The following is an 18,854-nucleotide window of genomic DNA, read 5'->3' on the forward strand; positions in this document are numbered from 1 at the left end:
CCCCTAGATTGAACAAACTTTAATCCTGAAAGGTCAACAGGCCCTTAATGTTATGAGCGATTTTATAAACCCTTTAACGGGTGTAGTGAGTAGCCACTTTATTAGTCACAGCCAAGATATTGGGCAACTAGTTTACTGGCATAAATATGCAGGCGATCACATACAGGTTCGCCAATCCGGTCAGCTCCGCTGGCTGCTGATTAACGATACGTTGCAATCGGTGGTAGAGCTTAACAATCCACAGCGCTTACTATTTCCACATTTAACCTATTTAGCTAAACAGTGGCAAACCTTAGCACCGCCAAATCACGTGTTAGAACTTGGCCTTGGCGGTGGCGCTATACGTAATTACTTACAATACACTTACCCGCAGGCACACGTAACATCAGTTGAAAAAAATGCAGATATAATTGCCTGCTATACAGATTTTTTCGCTCTTAAAAACCAAAGTGACGTGCAGTGTGATGACGCGCAAAATGTACTTAGCAAGGCACATAACCATGACTGGATTATTCTTGATTTATTTAGCCAAATAGATGCACCACGATTTTTGTTTGAACGCGCTTTTTATCAAAAAATATACGATGCGCTAAACGCAGGTGGCACGTTATTTATTAACTTTTTATCGCAACATGAGTCGCAGTTAATTCAGTTACAGCAATTACTATTTAATGTGTTTGGCGTAAAAGTAAGCCCGCATAAAATTGCGGGCTTTGTGAATCATATTATTATTGTTACTAAAGCTGGTAATTAAACCGATAAGTTAAACGTAACAGGTCCATCGTTACACAAGCTCACTTGCATATCGGCGCCAAACTCTCCCGTGGCAACACTAATACCCTGCGCTTTAGCTTGAGTTACAAAGTACTCGTAAAGCGCGTTAGCTTGGCTAGGTGTGGCTGCCGATGAAAAGCTTGGCCGCATGCCTTTTTTAGTATCAGCCGCTAATGTAAATTGCGACACCACGAGTAACTCACCGCCTATATCTTTTAGACTTAAGTTCATTTTGTCGTTTTCATCGGTAAATATTCGGTAATTACTTACCTTATGCAATAGTTTGTCGGCGGTTTGCTCATCATCTGGTTTTTCAACACCGAGTAACAATAATATACCTTGGCCAATTTCACCTATAACTTGGTTATCAACTTCTACTTTGGCACTTTTTACACGTTGTATTAAACCTTGCATTTAACTGCGTTCCTCTGTTTTTAGTTCTTCATCAATGTCTATTTCTGGTGTTTGTGGTACATGATTAGGGCTTATACAGGCGGTAAATTCGGCCCCTAATAGCACTACCACCCACGACAAATACACCCACACAAATAAAATAGGAATGGTCGCAACAGCGCCATAAATTACTTCGTACGAAGGAAAATGGCTAATATAAAGCGCAAAGCCTTTTTTAGTCAGCTCAAATAATACTGCCGCAAAAAGAGCCCCAGGTAGCGCAGCCCGAATAGATACAGGCGTGTTAGGTACTAAAGTGTATAACATTAAAAAGCCAATCATCGAAAAGCCATAAGGCACCAGCTTTAACAAAAAGCCACTAAACCCAGGAATTCCCTGATCGGCAAACGACACTAACGAAACAATATACGATGTAACACCAATACTTGCGCCCAGTAGTACGGGGCCTAAGCTCAATACCATCCAATAAACCGCAAAAGAGATCATCATGGGGCGTTTTTTCTTAATACGCCAAATGCGATTAAGCGTGGCATCAACATTACGTATAAGCAGCAATGCAATCGCCGCTAAAAAGCCAATACCCACCGCGGTCATTTGGTTCGCATTGCCAGCAAAGGAGCTTATATGCTCTTTAATCACATCAGATGAGGTAGGTACAAAGTTAGTAAACAAAAAGCTTTCTATGGCTATGCGGGTCGACTCAACCCCCGGGAAGGCCGAAAATATTGCCACGCCTACCGCTATCAAAGGCACTAAAGAAAGCAAAGTAACATAGGCAAGGTAGCCTGCATTCACTGTAATTTGATCGTCTATACAGCGGTTAACGTACTGCATCCACCAGCTTGGCTGTTGCCTTAAAAAGGAGATAGCTTGCTGTTTATAAAGGGAGAGCTTATCATTCATACAATTGACTTGTGCTAATCGAATTTTGATTATGATAGCAATCAGCACCATAATTTACAGCACTTACTGGTAAATAGGGATCCAAATGAAAAAACAAACATTACTTAGCGCCTCGGTACTGGCCATTACGCTTACTTTATCGGGCTGTCAGTCGGCTTATTATTCTGCAATGGAAAAAGTAGGTGTACATAAGCGCGACATTCTTATTGACCGCGTAGAAGAAACCAAAGATTCACAAGAAGAGTCGCAAGAAGAATTTCAATCAGCACTTGAGCGCCTAACAACCTTAATTAATTTTGATGGCGGCGAGTTACAAGATGCCTACAATCAACTTAATGACGATTATGAGTCTAGCTTAGCAGCCGCTAATGAAGTGTCGAGCAATATTAATAAAGTTGAAGATGTAGCAGAAGCTTTATTTGATGAATGGAGCGATGAGCTTGAGCAATACAAAAGCGCGTCGCTTAAACGCGAAAGCAGTAAAAAACTAGCGGCTACACAACGCCAATTTAGCCAGTTACTTCGCTCTATGCGCAGTGCAGAAAGCAAAATGGAACCAGTGCTATCGTCTTTACAAGATAACGTACTGTACCTAAAGCATAACTTAAACGCACAAGCGGTTGCCGCTATTAAAGGCGAATTCACTAATTTAAAGCGTGATATTCAAGTACTGATGAACGACATGAATAAATCAATTGCCGATTCAAACAAGTTTATAGAGCAAATGAATAGCGCTGGCTAATCAATTAAAATCTGCCTAACAAAGCCTGCATATTGCAGGCTTTTTTGTTGTTACGTTTTGTTACCTTTGAACTATTTGTTAATCTTTTGATGTTGTTATACTTTTATAAAAATAATAATAGATAGCAACAATGAAACTAAAAACCACCAGCCTTGTATTTATTTGTGGATTGCTTAGCGCTTGCGAAACCGCTAATCGCATTGAGGTGATTGCAGGGGAAAGCACGCTTACCCCGCAACATCAAACAGGCGAGCGAAAAGGACGCTTTTATAACCTCTACCCTGGCAAAAAAACCTACCCCACCACCTGCGAAACCGGCTGCTACCCGCCAAGCCCTAAATTACAATGCAAACAAGACGCTGAAGATTGCCAATTTATTGCTGAGCAAAAGCCAATTAATTTAAATACGGGCTTTACCGTGCGCTGGTTAGGGCACGCTGGGTTTATGATCCGCACACCTAGCGGACAACACGTGCTATTTGACCCTGTAAAAGAGCAGTTCGACTCACCTGTTGATTTAGCCTTTAGGTTAGCATCAGGGTTTTACAGGCAACCCGGCGATTGGCTTACACAAAACGAGCTTAAAAACTTAAGTGCAGTGATGTACTCGCATATTCATTACGATCACTTTAATAAAGCCGATATAGGGGAGCTTGGTAATCAACCTCGCTACTTAACGCCATTAGGTATGGCCGACAACTTCCCTACTGGTGGCTATAACATTAGCGAAATGGCCTGGTATGCAAAAACACAGCTTGATGATTTAACGATTCATGCCCTACCAGCGCACCACTTTAGTAGCCGTGTATTGGTGCCCTTTATTTACGAAGATAACGATAAAGACCTATGGAATGGCTGGTTGCTTGAGCAAAACGGCAGTACCGTGTTTTTTGCAGGCGATACCGGCTACTCAAAACACTTTAAAGACATTCAGCAAAAGTATGGCGATATAGACATATGCCTACTGCCTATAGCCTCGTATTACAGTGAAGACAGCCCTACTTGGTATCGTTATGTACACACCACACCAGAGGATGCTGTAAATGCAGCTAGCGATCTTAACTGTAAAGTAATGATACCGTGGGGCTATGGTAACTCAAGCTGGAAAATGGGCGACCGGACAAGTCATTCAGCACTGTTAAGGTTGCTTTATATGCACAATAAAATGACTTCAACCACACCTTTATATATTTTAAACGAAGGCGAAAGTATTTCACTGTAACTCATAGCTGAACTGTTTTAGGATGATTGTAATATCTAAATACATATTAACATTGAGAAATTAATGAAAAAACACGCATTAGCTTTAAGTTGTTTATTAAGTGCCCCAGTAATGGCCATTGATGTAGCGCACACATCGACCCCTATTACTATTGATGGCGTATCTGAAAGCGCATGGGATAAAGCAACGTGGCATGATATGCCGCATTTAATGGATGGCACCTTGCCCTCATCAGATGCCGACTTTAAAGGCCGCTACCGCCTGCTGTGGGATAAAAACTACCTGTATTTACAAGCTGATATAACTGACGATGTACTTATTGATACGCACCCAGACCCGACTGTAAAATATTGGGATGACGATGCGCTGGAAATTTTTATCGATAGCGACGCCTCAGGTGGCATTCACCAGTTTAACCATACCGCGTTGGCATATCATATTGGCCTTGATAACCAAGCCGCCGATTACGGCCCCGATAAAAAAGCCCATTTATACACCGACCACTTAACAAGTAACTGGAAGCGTAATACCCAAGCCCCTTATAACATCACCTGGGAAGTTGCTATAAAGCTCTACCCTAACGATTACCAAGAAGGCGCTGTAAACACGCCCATCACGCTTAATGAAAAACAAGTCATTGGTTTTATGCTCGCGTATTGCGATAACGATGGCAGCGAAGTACGCGAGCACTTTATGGGCTCTCACGAAGTACAGCCAGTCAATGGCGACAGAAACCGTGGTTTTATAGACGCAGATGTCTTTGGCAAAATCACCCTGCTACCAAAAAGTAAGTAACTACCAATAAAATAATTGAAAACGTTGGGTTGAGCGTAGCGAAACCCAACGAAAAAGCACCCTACCAACACGCACTACCACTATGCATTGTTGCAGGTTTATATAGCCTACTGACTTTCAGCTTAGACCAGCCTAGTTAGCTGCGCCGTTCTAAACTGATCGCTGATAACTTACAACTGACAACTCTTGTTTTAACCCACAAAAAAGCCGCTGTATTTTGCAATACAGCGGCTTTTAAACCATTACTCTAAATTAATAGATTATGATTTTGGAGCACGACCCGCACGCTTACGCTCACTTTCAGTTAAGTGACGCTTACGAATACGAATGTTCTCAGGTGTTACTTCTACTAACTCGTCATCATCGATGAACTCAAGCGCTTGCTCTAGTGTGTAGTTCAATGGTGGCGTCAATGTTTGTGCTTCATCTGTACCAGATGCACGAACGTTAGTAAGTTGCTTACCTTTAAGGGCGTTAACTGTAAGGTCGTTATCGCGGCTATGAATACCGATAACCATACCTTCGTAAACTTCAACACCGTGACCGATGAATAATTTACCACGCTCTTGTAAGTTGAATAATGCGTTAGTAAGTGCTTTACCTGTAGCATTTGCAATCATTACGCCGTTCTTACGAACACCTAGCTCGCCACCTTTGTGCGGACCGTAGTGATCGAATGTATGGTAAAGTAAACCAGAACCTGAAGTTAACGTCATGAACTCAGTTTGGAAACCGATTAAGCCACGGCTTGGGATCATAAAGTCTAAACGCATACGGCCCTTACCATCTGGTGCCATATCAGTAAGTTCACCTTTACGAAGACCAATTTGCTCCATGATAGAACCTTGATGCTCTTCTTCACAGTCAATTGTTAGTGTTTCATACGGTTCTTCTAATACGCCATCAACAGTGCGTAAGATTACTTCTGGACGAGATACAGCTAGCTCATAACCTTCACGACGCATGTTTTCGATTAAGATACCAAGGTGTAATTCACCACGGCCCGATACGCGGAAGCTATCTGGGTTGTCAGTATCAGCAACACGAAGTGCAACGTTATGTACTAATTCTTTGTCTAAACGCTCACGAATATTACGTGATGTTACAAACTTACCTTCTTTACCACAGAAAGGAGAGTTATTTACAGAGAACGTCATTGTTACTGTTGGCTCATCAACACTTAGTGGTGGTAATGCTTCAACGTTGTTAGGGCAACAAACAGTATCTGAAATCTTAAGCTCGCCAAGACCTGTTACCGTTACAATGTTACCAGCGTAAGCTTTATCTGTTTCGATACGCTCAAGACCTAGGTAGCTTTGTACTGAACCAATTTTGCCGTTACGTGTAGAGCCATCAGCACTAACAATCGTTACTTGCTGGTTAGGCACAACAGAACCACGTTTGATACGGCCGATACCGATTACACCTTTATAAGAGTTGTAATCAAGCTGAGAAATCTGCATTTGGAAGTCACCTTCAGGATCTGCATCCGGTGGTGATACTTCGTCAACGATCATTTGGAACATAGGTTCCATGTTGTCAGACGGCTCGTCTAAATCTAGTGTAGCCCAACCGTTGATTGCTGAAGCGTAGATTACTTTAAAGTCTAGCTGTTCGTCAGTTGCACCAAGGTTGTCGAATAAATCAAAGATTTGATCCATAACCCAATCAGGACGTGCACCTGGCTTGTCGATTTTGTTGATAACAACAATTGGCTTTAAGCCTTGCGCGAATGCTTTTTGCGTTACGAAACGCGTTTGCGGCATTGGACCTTCTTGAGCATCAACAAGTAATAATACTGAGTCAGCCATCGAAAGTACGCGTTCAACTTCACCACCAAAATCGGCGTGTCCCGGGGTATCTACGATATTGATATGGTAGTCTTTCCAAGAAATGGCTGTGTTTTTAGCCAAAATGGTAATACCACGTTCTTTCTCAATGTCGTTTGAGTCCATCACACGCTCTTCGTTACCGCCGCGTGTTTCTAATGTACCTGATTGCTCAAGTAGTTTGTCAACCAATGTCGTTTTACCGTGGTCAACGTGCGCGATAATCGCTATATTTCTTAACTGTTCGATGCTCATATTTTTACTCAGAGAAGTTTATTCTCATTGATCCTGCAAGATCTACGCACTCATCTGCGTTTTCACCAGATGTCCCAGCATAGGATTTAAAAGGGCGCATATTATCCCTCATTAATGACATGGATGAAAGTTTATCCAATACAATTTTAAAAACTTTCTTAATACTTTTACTAAGTATCTGTTTTTTATATGACAATTATATGAAATAAATTTCGACAAATTACATAAATTGTCGTTTTTTAGCTAATTTGTTGATTGCTTTGGCACTATTTACTGTTTAAGTTAAGCTGATTTAGGTGATTAAAATACGTGCAGAATCGAGCGTGAAATTTTTGCACCAATGTGGATATTTTACGCACCATAAAAGTGCAAAGCCCGTGACCACTTTTGTGCAACCATAATTTTTAACTTAATAAACAGCAAGTTAAAATAATGGCATAAAATCGGCTTACTAAAAAGCCAAAGCATTTAATGCAGCAATAATAAAACCCAACAGTTGGAGGACACATGTCACAATCGGTTTTAGATTTTATTAAAGAAAATGACGTTAAGTTCATTGATTTACGCTTTACTGATACTAGAGGTAAAGAACAACATGTTTCTATTCCTCATCACCAAGTAGATGAAGATTTTTTTGAAGACGGCAAAATGTTCGACGGCTCTTCAATTGCAGGTTGGAAAGGCATTAACGAATCAGACATGGTACTTATGCCAGTAGCTGATTCAGTAAAATTAGACCCATTCACAGAAGAAGCTACGCTAATCGTACGTTGTGATGTTGTAGAGCCATCTACACTACAAGGCTACGAGCGTGACCCTCGTTCAGTTGCTAAACGCGCTGAAGAGTACATGAAATCTACCGGTATCGCAGATACAGTTTTATTTGGCCCTGAGCCAGAATTCTTCCTATTTGATGATGTTAAATACAAGTCAGATATGTCAGGTTCTATGTACAAAATTGATGCTGTTGAAGCAGCATGGAACTCTGATAAAGACTACGAAGGTGGTAACACAGGTCATCGCCCAGGTGTTAAAGGTGGTTACTTCCCATGTTCACCAGTTGACTCTTCACAAGATTGGCGTTCAGCTACTTGTTTAGTACTTGAAGAACTAGGCCAAGTAGTAGAAGCACATCACCACGAAGTTGCAACAGCGGGTCAAAACGAAATCGCAACTCGCTTTAATACAATGGTATTAAAAGCGGATGAAATCCAAGAGATGAAATATGTTATTCATAACATGGCTCACCTTTACGGAAAAACGGCCACATTTATGCCTAAGCCTGTTGTAGGCGATAACGGCTCTGGTATGCACTGTCACCAATCTTTAGCAAAAGACGGTGTTAACCTTTTTGCTGGTGATAAGTACGGTGGTCTTTCTGAAGATGCACTTTACTACATTGGCGGTATTATTAAGCACGCTAAAGCAATCAATGCGTTTGCAAATGCCTCAACTAACTCGTACAAACGTTTAGTACCAGGTTTTGAAGCACCGGTAATGCTTGCATACTCTGCACGTAACCGTTCTGCATCAATCCGTATTCCAGTTGTACCATCTGAAAAAGGTCGTCGTATTGAAGTACGCTTCCCAGATCCAACTGCTAACCCATACCTTGCTTTCTCTGCAATGCTTATGGCTGGCCTTGACGGTATCAAAAACAAGATCCACCCTGGCGATGCTATGGACAAGGATTTATACGACCTACCAGCAGAAGAAGCAGCAGAAATTCCACAAGTTGCATCTTCACTAGATGAAGCGCTAGAAGCACTTAGTGCTGACCGTGAATTCTTAACGCAAGGTGGCGTATTCACTGATGATTTAATCGATGCTTACATTGCACTTAAATCTCAAGAAGTTGAAAAACTTAACATGACAACTCACCCAGTTGAGTTTGAAATGTACTACAGCGTTTAATACGCCGTAGACAAAATTATCGATAAGATAATAAATGTGTGTTCTCAAGCCCGCTTAGCGGGCTTTTTTTTATGGTAAATTAGGGTTATCTCCACTAAAGTTATGTAATTACAAAATATGCAGGGTAGCAATGTGAATTACAGGATATTATTACTATTTTTTGCTTTAGGATTAAGCATTTATAGTTATGCAGGCAATAAGAAAATTTATGCTTGGAAAGATAAAAATGGTGTTTTAGTGTTCTCAGATACACCACGTAGTGGCGCGCACGAAATAAAACTAAGCAGCCAAGATCTTACCCTGTCTGAAACCGATAAACACACCCCTGGTTCACCACAACCAACGCACCCTAACCGTTTTCAAATTATGATATCGTCGCCTACACATAACCAAACTGTACGCGAAAACACCGGCTCGGTGTACGTAACAAGCCGCATAACACCGCGTTTTGAAGCTGGCTTTACCATACAGCTATTTTTAAACGGTAACGCTTATGGGCCCGCAAGCGATTTATCAACGTTTGCCATACGGGATGTAGAAAACGGAGCTCATACTTTGTATCTCAAACTTTATAATAAACAAAATCAAGCCATTGCTATCAGTCAGCCCAGTACCTTTGTGATGCAAAGAAAGGCTGTAAACTAAGTACAATGTCTCATGAAGCAAAATTAGCGCAGCAGTATTTACTGATTAAAACTTGCTTGCAAATATTAACGCACTAAAGTGGTGCATAGATGTCAAACGAACAAAATTTTAGCCCTGAACTTCTTAATGCCATTTGGCAAAATCAAACTACATCGGTCATGTTACTTGATAAAAGTTTTACCCTTGTTTATGCCAACACCAGCACCAGCGAACTACTCGGCTTGGGTAAAAAGCGCATTATTGGGCAAACCTTTAACAGCTTATTTAATTACCATTCTGTGGATTTAGAGCGCATAGCCCAGTACTCACTTGTTGATGGTGTAGATTGCAGCCAGCACAGAGCCGACGTGGTCTTTATAGATTCTCGCCATGCAAAAATAGCCATTACATCGCGCCAAGTTAAGTTTAAAAACGAACGCTATATTTTACTTGAGTGCCGTAAAACCGATGAAGAAATAAAACACGACAAAGCCTCTAACCAAATGCATCAATATCAAGCGGCACGAAATTTAATTAGAGGGCTTGCTCACGAAATTAAAAATCCTTTAGGGGGAATACGCGGAGCGGCGCAGTTATTGCAGTATGAGGTAGATCAACAAGAAAGGGACGAATGCGCTGAGCTTATAATTGAGCAAGCCGACCGATTACGCGAATTAGTTGATAGGCTACTTGGGCCAAATCAGCTTCCGCAAAAGTCGTATGGCAATATTCACCAAACACTTGAGTCGGTTGTTAAATTAAGCACATTAGATAATTGTAAAAATATTAGTCTAGTTAAAGATTACGACCCAAGTATCCCTGATGTGTTTATTGACCAAGGCAAGGTTCAGCAAGTTGTACTTAATATTGTACGCAATGCTCAACAGGCGTTAGTTGATGGCGGTGAAATAAAAATAAAAACCCGCATTAATCATCAGTATCGCCGCCCCGGAAAAGCCCCTAAAAAAGCCTTGTTGATCCAGGTTTCTGATAATGGACCAGGCATAGACCCTAGCGTTCGCGAAACATTGTTTTACCCGATGATCACCAACAAAGAAGGTGGCTCAGGGCTAGGGCTTTCAATCGCACAAACGCTCATAGATCAGCACGACGGTTATATAGACTGTGATAGCTGGCCTGGCCATACTGAATTTAATATCTATCTGCCTTTTGCAGATTAATGTTTTGGAGTTGGCATGAAAACAGTTTGGCTTGTAGATGATGACGCATCAATTCGCTTTGTATTAGAAAAAGCGCTGACACGCGCAGGGTTTGAAGCAGAAAGCTTTGCAAATGCGCAAGACGTGTTAAGCGCGCTAAAATTTAGCCAGCCAACCGTGTTGGTATCTGACGTACGGATGCCAGGCATGGACGGCATGGCATTGCTTGAACTCATAGCAGAGCAAAACCCAGGGCTGCCGGTTATTATAATGACCGCCCACTCAGATTTAGACTCAGCAGTTAACGCATTTCAAAAAGGCGCGTTTGAGTACCTAGCCAAGCCATTTGATTTAAACGAAGCCGTGGCATTAATCGAAAGTGCCTGTAGAGCAAACTCAACTAAAAAGACTAAGCGTAAACAAGTTCCACCTAAAAGCGCGCACATTATTGGCGAAGCCCCTGCGATGCAGGAAGTGTTTAGAGCGATAGGTAAACTGTCGGCTTCAAGTATGAGCGTACTAATTAATGGTGAGTCTGGCACAGGTAAAGAGCTTGTTGCCAGCGCTTTGCATAACCACAGCCCACGTAAAGAAAACCAGTTTATTGCATTAAACATGGCCGCTATTCCAAAAGAGCTTGTGGAGTCTGAGCTATTTGGCCACGAAAAAGGCGCATTTACTGGTGCCGATAGCGTTCGTAAAGGCCGCTTTGAACAAGCCAATGGCGGCACACTGTTTTTAGATGAAATTGGCGATATGCCACTGGATGTGCAAACACGTTTATTACGTGTACTCGCCGATGGTGAATTTTACCGTGTGGGCGGGCATCAAAGTATTAAAGTTGATGTACGCATTATTGCTGCAACGCATCAAAATTTAGAAGATTTAGTAAAACAGGGTAAATTTAGGGACGATTTATTTCATCGTTTGAACGTTGTGCGCCTTCGTTTACCGGCTCTTAGAGAAAGAACTGAAGACATTGAGCGCCTAGCGCAGCACTTTTTACACAAAAGCGCAAAAGACCTACAAGTAGAAAGTAAAGTACTAAGCCCAAAAGCCACAGAGCAGCTTAGGCTATTTAGCTGGCCTGGTAATGTGCGCCAACTTGAAAACACCTGTCGCTGGTTGACCGTTATGGCCCCTGGTGAATTAGTAAGTGAGCAAGACCTACCACCAGAGATCATTGATGCAGCGCCTGTTCAACAAGAAGGTGATTGGCTCGATGCGTTTCAGCAATGGCTCAATCAAGAGCTTAAGCAAGGTAAAGAAAACATTTGGCCTGATATTCAAGCTCAGCTTGAAACTCGCCTTATAAAAACAGCACTGGCTAATTGCTCTGGCCATAAACAAGATGCAGCCATAAAAATTGGCTGGGGGCGCAACACGTTGACCCGCAAATTAAAAGAGCGCAATATTAGCTAGTTTCTAACCGTTACTCGTTGGCCCTAGGATGAAATTAATAGAACACATTCCATTATTTAAACAAATGGAAATAGTGAATAGATTGCACTTTTTTAAAGACTTCACCCTTGCTGAACGCCAAGTGCTATTAGAGTCGTTTGGGTTATTGTATTTAGTTAACCAGCATCAGTTTTTATTTAAACAATACGATAACGACAAACGCTTATACATTGTATTAAGTGGTGCGTTACTTGTTTTTAAACATAACCACTTGCTGGAGCTTGGCACTATAGAGCCCGGTGAGTTTATCGGTGAAGGCGCATTTATTAATAACCGCGAGCGCAGTACGAGCGCTCGCGCTAAAGCCGACACCATAGTACTTGCCATTACCCCAGAGGCACTTACCCGCTTGCCTAATGTAATACGCGAAAAAATTAAAGATAGAATCATAGAAGGTATGAGCCTGCGCATTGCAAAGCTGAGTGAGCACATAGAAACCCACGGTTAACTCTATCACTCAGTTCATATAAACAATTTGTAGTGAGCAATCAAGCCAGCTGGGGTGATTAACATGCGCCGTAAATGTATACGTATCGGATGGCTTAGCGCCAAAGGGCGTTGCTACAAGCGGCTGTGAGTGGCTATATGTTTGCGAGTAGGTTTTATAATAAATAACAACGTAACCGTATAAAAACTCCCAACCTAACCTTACAACAGCGCCACTGGGTAAGGTAAAGTCAGCGTGTTCATTTGAAAATCTAACCGCTAAATCATTGTATTTATCGTCGCTGCAATGAGTTGTTCTTAGCCGAGACGGCATAGTAAAAGCGTCTTCTCCATCAGTGCTCTTTAAATAAAAACCAATATTGCCATCGCCATAAAAATGATTTGATCGTGTGGTGTAGTTAATTTCGGGCTGATAACCTAGCTCTTGCATAATAATAGCTAACTGCTCAGTTTCTTTTGGATAAATTTTATCGCTTGATAAGAGTAACGTAGCCTCACTAAAGGTAGATGGGATTTCTAGCGCTACGTATTCATAAGGAAGATTTTGTGCTTTTAGCGCAGCATCGAGCTGCTTGCGCTGCTCATCTTGCAAGTTTTCACTAAAAACATAAACGGTAGGTTGTTGGCACGCAGTTAATAATAGCGCCCACATACAGATTAAAATGCCATTTTTCATAGTTACCCCCAATGATTACAATTGTAGTCTATTGGAGGTAACTATCTATAGCAACTTAATACTCATGTGCTTAATTAAGTATTATTGTACGTTGGTATAATTTGTTTGGCTGTCTAACCAGGCATCTACACTTTGGCGCGTATATAAAACTTCGTTAAATAAGCGATGACGTTCAAATTCCAGTTTTGATTTTTTAAGTGGATCGCCACTAATTAGCCGACTGTGCGTATCGTTAAACTTAGAAATAACCGAAAAGCCGCGTTCATCTTGCTCTTTTTGTGTTTTTACCGAGTTAGCTAAGTGAGCTCTTACATCATCTGCTGTCAGCATATCTGAATTATCTAAGCCCATTAGCTCTTTTTTCATTGCTAATCTTATGCCCATTTACTGCTCCAATTATATGCAGACCTAAACAATTAAAACGGTGAAATAATTACCATGTTTTAGGTACGATTTTTATTTGCCAAAGCAATAGCAAATAGCACACCAAATTTTTGCTAGAGCATACGCATCAAATGCTGCAGTTTTTTTAAAGTTGAAAAAAGTTTTATATTTATCACTCTTTTTTATCCCACTCGGGCGAGCTTGCTAGGTGCAAAAAACAGTGCAAGCCTTTATACTTGCTGCTTATGCGCCACCAACAGAGATAACCATGTCAGAAGAATACATTGAAATTGAACTTGAAGAAGAACCTATAGAGCTTTGTAAATTACTAAAAGTACTCGATTTAGTAGAAGGTGGCGGCCAAGCTAAAAACCTAATAGCGCAAGGCTATGTTGGGGTTAACCATGAAATATGTACAATAAAACGGAAAAAATTATACAGTGGCGATGTACTAGAATTTGATGGCGAGCTTTTTCAACTCACTTTAAGTGAAGATGCGACTCCTGTAGAGCGCCCTGTAGCAACAACCCAGCAACAGCCAGAAAAAACACCTAATGAAACAGCTCAAAAGCCGGCAAAAAATAAAAGAAAGCGCACTAAAAAGCCAAAGGTTGATGAAAACACAGGGCGCCGCCCTATCTCATTTGGCTAGCCATTAGCGCTTTGTGCCATTTTTATTATATGTATAGGCTGGCTTGAACAGTTAGCCTTTTTGCTCTTTAATTACCTCGTAAAATACAATAAAAACAAGGTAATAATATGACAACCTCAGCTACACCCAATTGGTTTAAACCCGCCCTCTGGGCAGCACTTATCTGGAATTTATTAGGTGTGTTTGCATTTATAATGCACCTTATGATGACCCCCGAGATGATAAGTAAACTTCCGTTAGATCAACAAGCTGCATATTCAAACGTGCCTTTGTGGTCTACCATTGCATTTGCTGTAGCGGTATTTGGTGGCACCCTTGGCTGCATACTACTATTGGTCAAAAATGCATTTGCAACGCCTACCTTTGCGCTATCGTTGGTAGCGATATTTATTCAGCAATTTTATAATTTCATTGTGATAAATAGCATTAAAATGCTGGGGGTAAGCGCGGTGTTTATGCCTATTTTAGTGATTGTTATTGCGTTTTTGCTTTTATATTTAAGCATAAAAAGCAAACAACAAGGTTGGTTGAACTAACCTCCCCCCCTTTTGTAAACTCATTATTTTGCTACTTGAAAAAACAATTTTAGGTAGCACTTCTATACTTATTACTGTCTAAAAAACATGCATTACGCTACCTGCTTTTTAGCCTGATTTGTCATATTTATTATCTCTGGTATGCACTTTGCAAACTATTGGCAAATAAACACGTTATTTTATCAAGGACATAATCCTAACTATCAAAGGGGCAAAAAATGAATAGTTTCGACACCCAACAACAATTAACGATTAATGGCGAGCAATACCATATTCACTCACTTAAAGGATTAGGCGACAAAGCAAAGCGATTGCCCTTTTCTCTCAAAGTATTACTAGAAAACCTATTACGCAATGAAGATGGCGTAAATATTAAAGAACAAGACATTCAAGCCCTTCTTGATTGGGACCCTAAAGCAAAGCCCTCAGCTGAGGTGGCCTTTACGCCGGCACGTGTTGTAATGCAAGACTTTACAGGTGTTCCCGCCATTGTTGATTTAGCTGCCATGCGTGATGCAATGGAAAAGCTAGGTGGTGATCCTGCAAAAATAAACCCGCTTTCTCCTGCTGAACTTGTAATTGACCACTCAGTACAAGTAGATGGCTACGGTGATGACGGTGCGTTTGATTTAAATGCCAAGCTAGAATACGAACGAAATAAAGAACGCTACGAATTTTTACGCTGGGGGCAAACTGCTTTTGATAATTTAAAAGTAGTGCCACCAGCTACAGGTATTGTGCACCAAGTAAACTTAGAGTTTTTAGCGCGTGTTGTTTTTAACGACAGTGAAAACGGAAAATCAATAGCCTACCCAGACACCCTTGTAGGGACTGATTCGCACACCACCATGATTAATGGTTTAGGTGTGTTAGGCTGGGGCGTAGGTGGTATTGAAGCCGAAGCAGCCATGCTTGGGCAACCAATTAGCTTGCTTATTCCTCAGGTAGTGGGCTTTAAATTAAATGGCCGTTTACCCGAGGGCACCACAGCTACTGATTTAGTGCTCACCGTTACCGAAATGCTACGTAACCACGGCGTAGTGGGTAAATTTGTTGAGTTTTATGGTGACGGCCTAGCTGATTTACCGCTCGCCGATAGAGCAACCATTGCCAACATGGCGCCAGAGTACGGTGCAACATGTGGTATTTTCCCCATTGATGATGAAACAATTAACTACCTGCGTTTAACGAACCGCGATGAAGATCACCTCAAACTGATTGAAGACTACGCTAAACACCAAGGCTTATGGCGCCATGAAGGCGACGAAGCGCATTACACAGACACCCTTGAGCTTAAATTAGACGACGTAGTACCTAGCCTTGCAGGCCCTAAACGCCCACAAGACAGAATTACACTTGATAAAGCCGGTGATGTGATAGGCCAGCACCTAAAAGGTTTCCAAGATGAGCGTATGGCTCGTCGTGATAAAAGCGATATTGAAGAAGCGCGCATTGAAAGTGAAGGCCCAACAACCAACCCTGATGAACCGGTAGACGAAGCGCAGTTTATGGGTGCAGCCAAAGTGAAGTTTAAAGGCCAAGAATTTGAACTAAACGATGGCGCCTGTGTTATTGCCGCTATTACAAGCTGTACAAATACCTCTAACCCCAGTGTTATTTTAGCCGCAGGCTTAGTGGCTCAAAAAGCTAAACAGCTGGGTATTAATGTAAAACCGTGGGTTAAAACATCGCTTGCACCCGGTTCGCAAGTGGTAACCGACTACCTTGAAAAAGCAGGCCTAATGGATGACCTAGAAAGCTTAGGCTTTAACTTGGTCGGTTATGGTTGTACCACGTGTATAGGTAACTCAGGCCCGCTAGCAGATGAAATTAGCGAAGCTATTCAAAAGCATAAGCTAGTTGTAAGCTCTATTTTATCGGGTAACCGTAATTTTGAAGGGCGTATACACCAAGACGTTAAAATGAACTTTTTAGCCTCGCCTCCACTTGTGGTAGCGTATGCCATTGCAGGGCGTACAGACATAGATGTATACAACGAACCTTTAGCGCAAGATGAAAACGGTAACGATATTTACCTAAAAAATATTTGGCCAAGCGTGAGCGAAGTCAGCGAACTAGTACAAAAAACGGTAACCAGAGAAATGTTCGAAAAAAGCTATGCCAACGTATACGAAGGCGACAGCCGTTGGCAAAAAATTCAAATTCCTGATGGTAAGCTCTATGATTGGGATGATGGGTCAACTTACATTAAAAAAGCACCATTCTTTGAGGGCATGAGCGTTGAACCACCAGGCGTGCCAACAATTGAAGGGGCGCGTTGTTTAGCTAAACTTGGCGACTCAGTAACCACTGACCATATTTCTCCTGCGGGGGCCATTAAAGCTGAAGCGCCAGCCGGTATTTACTTACAGGAAAAAGGCGTAGAAAAAGCGCAGTTTAACTCGTACGGTTCACGCCGTGGTAACCACGAAGTGATGATGCGAGGCACATTTGCGAACGTTAGGCTTAAAAACTTACTCGCACCAGGTACAGAAGGTGGCGTTACTCGCACCCAACCTGATGACAAGCTTGCCAGCATTTACGATGCCGCAATGGAATATGAAAAGAGTAACACACCATTAATTGTGTTAGCTGGTAAAGAATACGGTACCGGTTCATCACGCGACTGGGCAGCAAAAGGCTCGCTTTTATTAGGTGTAAAAGCGGTGGTTGCACAAAGTTATGAGCGTATTCACCGCTCTAACCTCATTGGTATGGGTGTGCTGCCTTTACAGTTTAAAGAGGGTGAGAGCCACGAATCATTAAATTTAACTGGCCAAGAGCAGTTTGATATTGAAGGTTTGTACGACAAAACGAATGAAGTGAGCATTATTGCCACGAATGCTGAGGGCAAAAAAGTCAGCTTTAGCGCCGATGTACGGATAGATACCCCTAAAGAGTGGGATTACTACAAGCACGGCGGTATTCTACAATACGTTTTACGTAACATGCTTGACTAATCATATACTTAAAACTAAAAAGCCTAGCAGTCGCTAGGCTTTTTTATGCGCTAAATAATTAACGAGTATTGCAACTTGGTATTGCTTTTAACTGGCTGTAAGCCCTTAGCATAACGAAGGCGCAGTAACTCAGCTCACAAATTACAAACCCCTCATATTGAGTAAGTTTTAATGCTAAGCACACAATAAAATTTAGTACCCACCTATACTTTGCATCTCTTTACTGCGCTGCTCTAATTTTTGCTTTGCCTTTTCAGCATCTTCAAACAGTTTTTGAATAGATTCAGCGTTGTAAACGGTAGGTGTAGGTGGTTGAATACTCTTTTTTGAGGTGCTTGCACTGCTACTCAAAATTGAGGTGTCTTCTGCGGCTACAACAGTGACATCACGGGCATCAAGTTTTACCTCAATACTTTTGCCATCTGCATTAGGCGTATCTGAAAAATGCCATTGGCCGTTTTTATCTTGCCACTTATAAATTTTGCTACCGGGTTTAATTGTCGCCGCATCATTGTTTACACTCTGCGCAATTTTATCGCCTGCTTGCTTTGCGCCTTGCACTGCCTGATTAAGCGTATTGGTAGATAACGCGACCATTTTTTCTTTAATTTTGTGAGATTCAGCACTAATAGATGAACTAGAAAGCCATGTTTGGCCATCTGGCTTTTTTAGGTAAAACAAAGAGATAACAGCAATGATCATGACTGATATTGCCAAGTAGGTGAAGTATTTCATAGCGTTCCTGCTTAAAAATGAATCCTTGAAAGGCAAGTCTAATAAAAAATACTTAATCAGGCAATTTTTTTGCAATAAAAAACGCAACCTAAGTTGCGTTTAAATAGTTGTTTAGCATTCGCTTTTTTTAAATACCATCGCCGTCAATATGCAGCCCGCATTCGCGGTTTAAACCAAAAAAGCGCGTTTCTTCTTCGCTCATACCTGGCTCAAGTTTACGCGTAGTATGCACATCACCCATCGACACATAACCTTGCTCCCATAATGGGTGGTAAGGTAAATCATGCTTGGTAAGGTATTGATATACATCGCGGTTTGACCATTCAATAATCGGGTACACTTTTACCGTACCTCGGCTTATCTCAACAAAC

Annotated in this window: 19 protein-coding genes; 12 read left to right on the plus strand and 7 right to left on the minus strand. The window is 41.5% G+C overall.

Annotated elements, in window-relative coordinates; translation table 11 throughout:
- The first annotated feature begins 52 nt into the window (after window positions 1-52).
- Window positions 53-754 (plus strand): spermidine synthase, encoded by a 702-nt coding sequence (locus tag B2R65_RS14320; protein ID WP_248531450.1) that lies wholly within the window; start codon window positions 53-55, stop codon window positions 752-754.
- Here B2R65_RS14320 and dtd read toward each other — a convergent pair.
- Together dtd and B2R65_RS14330 are read right to left on the minus strand one after the other, a co-directional pair.
- Window positions 751-1,188, minus strand: coding sequence for a D-aminoacyl-tRNA deacylase (gene dtd, locus B2R65_RS14325; RefSeq protein ID WP_096040994.1), 438 nt, complete (start codon window positions 1,186-1,188; stop codon window positions 751-753). The genes B2R65_RS14320 and dtd overlap by 4 nt on opposite strands.
- Window positions 1,189-2,091: a virulence factor BrkB family protein gene (locus tag B2R65_RS14330; RefSeq protein WP_286743736.1), complete on the minus strand. Its 903-nt coding sequence runs from the start codon at window positions 2,089-2,091 to the stop codon at window positions 1,189-1,191. It abuts the gene before it with no gap.
- Between the two features lie 85 nt (window positions 2,092-2,176).
- Here B2R65_RS14330 and B2R65_RS14335 point away from each other — a divergent pair, with 85 nt between their 5' ends.
- The 3 genes from B2R65_RS14335 (at window position 2,177) to B2R65_RS14345 (ending at window position 4,850) form a co-directional block, all read left to right on the plus strand.
- Complete coding sequence (locus tag B2R65_RS14335; protein WP_004588426.1) at window positions 2,177-2,833, plus strand: DUF2959 domain-containing protein; 657 nt, start codon at window positions 2,177-2,179, stop codon at window positions 2,831-2,833.
- A gap of 130 nt (window positions 2,834-2,963) precedes the next feature.
- Complete coding sequence (locus B2R65_RS14340) at window positions 2,964-4,055, plus strand: MBL fold metallo-hydrolase (protein ID WP_286743739.1); 1,092 nt, start codon at window positions 2,964-2,966, stop codon at window positions 4,053-4,055.
- A 63-nt stretch (window positions 4,056-4,118) separates the two neighbouring features.
- Window positions 4,119-4,850 carry a CBM9 family sugar-binding protein gene (locus tag B2R65_RS14345; protein ID WP_286743742.1) on the plus strand — a complete coding sequence of 244 codons (732 nt, stop codon included), beginning with the start codon at window positions 4,119-4,121 and terminating at the stop codon, window positions 4,848-4,850.
- Window positions 4,851-5,110: 260 nt separating this feature from the next.
- On the opposite strand, the gene typA is transcribed toward B2R65_RS14345, so the two are convergent.
- Complete coding sequence (typA, locus tag B2R65_RS14350; protein ID WP_004589455.1) at window positions 5,111-6,934, minus strand: translational GTPase TypA; 1,824 nt, start codon at window positions 6,932-6,934, stop codon at window positions 5,111-5,113.
- A 507-nt stretch (window positions 6,935-7,441) separates the two neighbouring features.
- On the opposite strand from typA, the gene glnA reads away from it, so the two are divergent.
- The 5 genes from glnA (at window position 7,442) to B2R65_RS14375 (ending at window position 12,541) form a co-directional block, all read left to right on the plus strand.
- Window positions 7,442-8,848 carry a glutamate--ammonia ligase gene (gene glnA, locus B2R65_RS14355; RefSeq protein WP_024031998.1) on the plus strand — a complete coding sequence of 469 codons (1,407 nt, stop codon included), beginning with the start codon at window positions 7,442-7,444 and terminating at the stop codon, window positions 8,846-8,848.
- 132 nt (window positions 8,849-8,980) lie between these two features.
- Window positions 8,981-9,493, plus strand: coding sequence for a DUF4124 domain-containing protein (locus B2R65_RS14360; RefSeq protein ID WP_024031997.1), 513 nt, complete (start codon window positions 8,981-8,983; stop codon window positions 9,491-9,493).
- A gap of 89 nt (window positions 9,494-9,582) precedes the next feature.
- Window positions 9,583-10,653: a nitrogen regulation protein NR(II) gene (gene glnL / locus B2R65_RS14365; RefSeq protein ID WP_004589452.1), complete on the plus strand. Its 1,071-nt coding sequence runs from the start codon at window positions 9,583-9,585 to the stop codon at window positions 10,651-10,653.
- Window positions 10,654-10,668: 15 nt separating this feature from the next.
- On the plus strand, window positions 10,669-12,054 hold the full coding sequence (gene glnG / locus B2R65_RS14370) for a nitrogen regulation protein NR(I) (RefSeq protein WP_004589451.1): 1,386 nt from the start codon (window positions 10,669-10,671) through the stop codon (window positions 12,052-12,054).
- 28 nt (window positions 12,055-12,082) lie between these two features.
- On the plus strand, window positions 12,083-12,541 hold the full coding sequence (locus tag B2R65_RS14375; RefSeq protein ID WP_286743748.1) for a cyclic nucleotide-binding domain-containing protein: 459 nt from the start codon (window positions 12,083-12,085) through the stop codon (window positions 12,539-12,541).
- Between the two features lie 9 nt (window positions 12,542-12,550).
- Here the strand turns inward: B2R65_RS14375 and B2R65_RS14380 are convergent, their stop codons facing one another.
- Together B2R65_RS14380 and B2R65_RS14385 are read right to left on the minus strand one after the other, a co-directional pair.
- Entirely contained in the window at window positions 12,551-13,216 is a 666-nt protein-coding gene (locus tag B2R65_RS14380) for a hypothetical protein (RefSeq protein ID WP_286743750.1), read from the minus strand.
- 81 nt (window positions 13,217-13,297) lie between these two features.
- On the minus strand, window positions 13,298-13,600 hold the full coding sequence (locus tag B2R65_RS14385; RefSeq protein ID WP_004589447.1) for a hypothetical protein: 303 nt from the start codon (window positions 13,598-13,600) through the stop codon (window positions 13,298-13,300).
- A gap of 268 nt (window positions 13,601-13,868) precedes the next feature.
- Here B2R65_RS14385 and B2R65_RS14390 point away from each other — a divergent pair, with 268 nt between their 5' ends.
- From B2R65_RS14390 to acnA, 3 genes are all read left to right on the plus strand, one after another.
- Complete coding sequence (locus B2R65_RS14390; RefSeq protein ID WP_286743835.1) at window positions 13,869-14,252, plus strand: RNA-binding S4 domain-containing protein; 384 nt, start codon at window positions 13,869-13,871, stop codon at window positions 14,250-14,252.
- 107 nt (window positions 14,253-14,359) lie between these two features.
- Window positions 14,360-14,788: a hypothetical protein gene (locus B2R65_RS14395; protein ID WP_126005522.1), complete on the plus strand. Its 429-nt coding sequence runs from the start codon at window positions 14,360-14,362 to the stop codon at window positions 14,786-14,788.
- A gap of 218 nt (window positions 14,789-15,006) precedes the next feature.
- A complete protein-coding gene (gene acnA, locus B2R65_RS14400; protein ID WP_024031992.1) occupies window positions 15,007-17,748 on the plus strand; it encodes an aconitate hydratase AcnA in 2,742 nt (913 codons plus the stop codon).
- A 192-nt stretch (window positions 17,749-17,940) separates the two neighbouring features.
- On the opposite strand, the gene B2R65_RS14405 is transcribed toward acnA, so the two are convergent.
- Both B2R65_RS14405 and B2R65_RS14410 read right to left on the minus strand, forming a co-directional pair.
- The gene (locus B2R65_RS14405) at window positions 17,941-18,483 is read right to left on the minus strand and encodes a DUF4124 domain-containing protein (RefSeq protein WP_004589443.1); all 543 of its coding nucleotides are present in this window, start codon (window positions 18,481-18,483) and stop codon (window positions 17,941-17,943) included.
- 127 nt (window positions 18,484-18,610) lie between these two features.
- Window positions 18,611-18,854: phosphoadenosine phosphosulfate reductase domain-containing protein (locus B2R65_RS14410; protein ID WP_286743756.1), on the minus strand; the 244-nt coding region annotated here is incomplete at its 5' end.

Source organism: Pseudoalteromonas sp. UBA2102, from assembly GCF_002331165.1.
GTDB classification, from domain to species: Bacteria; Pseudomonadota; Gammaproteobacteria; order Enterobacterales; family Alteromonadaceae; genus Pseudoalteromonas; species Pseudoalteromonas atlantica.

Coding starts and splice junctions, on each gene's coding strand:
- B2R65_RS14320 (WP_248531450.1), top strand. CDS start 53: ATGAGCGATTTTATAAACCCTTTAACGGGTGTAGTGAGTAGCCACTTT.
- dtd (WP_096040994.1), bottom strand. CDS start 1,188: ATGCAAGGTTTAATACAACGTGTAAAAAGTGCCAAAGTAGAAGTTGAT.
- glnL (WP_004589452.1), top strand. CDS start 9,583: ATGTCAAACGAACAAAATTTTAGCCCTGAACTTCTTAATGCCATTTGG.
- B2R65_RS14385 (WP_004589447.1), bottom strand. CDS start 13,600: ATGGGCATAAGATTAGCAATGAAAAAAGAGCTAATGGGCTTAGATAAT.
- B2R65_RS14345 (WP_286743742.1), top strand. CDS start 4,119: ATGAAAAAACACGCATTAGCTTTAAGTTGTTTATTAAGTGCCCCAGTA.
- typA (WP_004589455.1), bottom strand. CDS start 6,934: ATGAGCATCGAACAGTTAAGAAATATAGCGATTATCGCGCACGTTGAC.
- B2R65_RS14380 (WP_286743750.1), bottom strand. CDS start 13,216: ATGAAAAATGGCATTTTAATCTGTATGTGGGCGCTATTATTAACTGCG.
- B2R65_RS14405 (WP_004589443.1), bottom strand. CDS start 18,483: ATGAAATACTTCACCTACTTGGCAATATCAGTCATGATCATTGCTGTT.
- B2R65_RS14395 (WP_126005522.1), top strand. CDS start 14,360: ATGACAACCTCAGCTACACCCAATTGGTTTAAACCCGCCCTCTGGGCA.
- B2R65_RS14375 (WP_286743748.1), top strand. CDS start 12,083: ATGAAATTAATAGAACACATTCCATTATTTAAACAAATGGAAATAGTG.
- B2R65_RS14390 (WP_286743835.1), top strand. CDS start 13,869: ATGTCAGAAGAATACATTGAAATTGAACTTGAAGAAGAACCTATAGAG.
- glnA (WP_024031998.1), top strand. CDS start 7,442: ATGTCACAATCGGTTTTAGATTTTATTAAAGAAAATGACGTTAAGTTC.
- acnA (WP_024031992.1), top strand. CDS start 15,007: ATGAATAGTTTCGACACCCAACAACAATTAACGATTAATGGCGAGCAA.
- B2R65_RS14340 (WP_286743739.1), top strand. CDS start 2,964: ATGAAACTAAAAACCACCAGCCTTGTATTTATTTGTGGATTGCTTAGC.
- glnG (WP_004589451.1), top strand. CDS start 10,669: ATGAAAACAGTTTGGCTTGTAGATGATGACGCATCAATTCGCTTTGTA.
- B2R65_RS14335 (WP_004588426.1), top strand. CDS start 2,177: ATGAAAAAACAAACATTACTTAGCGCCTCGGTACTGGCCATTACGCTT.
- B2R65_RS14330 (WP_286743736.1), bottom strand. CDS start 2,091: ATGAATGATAAGCTCTCCCTTTATAAACAGCAAGCTATCTCCTTTTTA.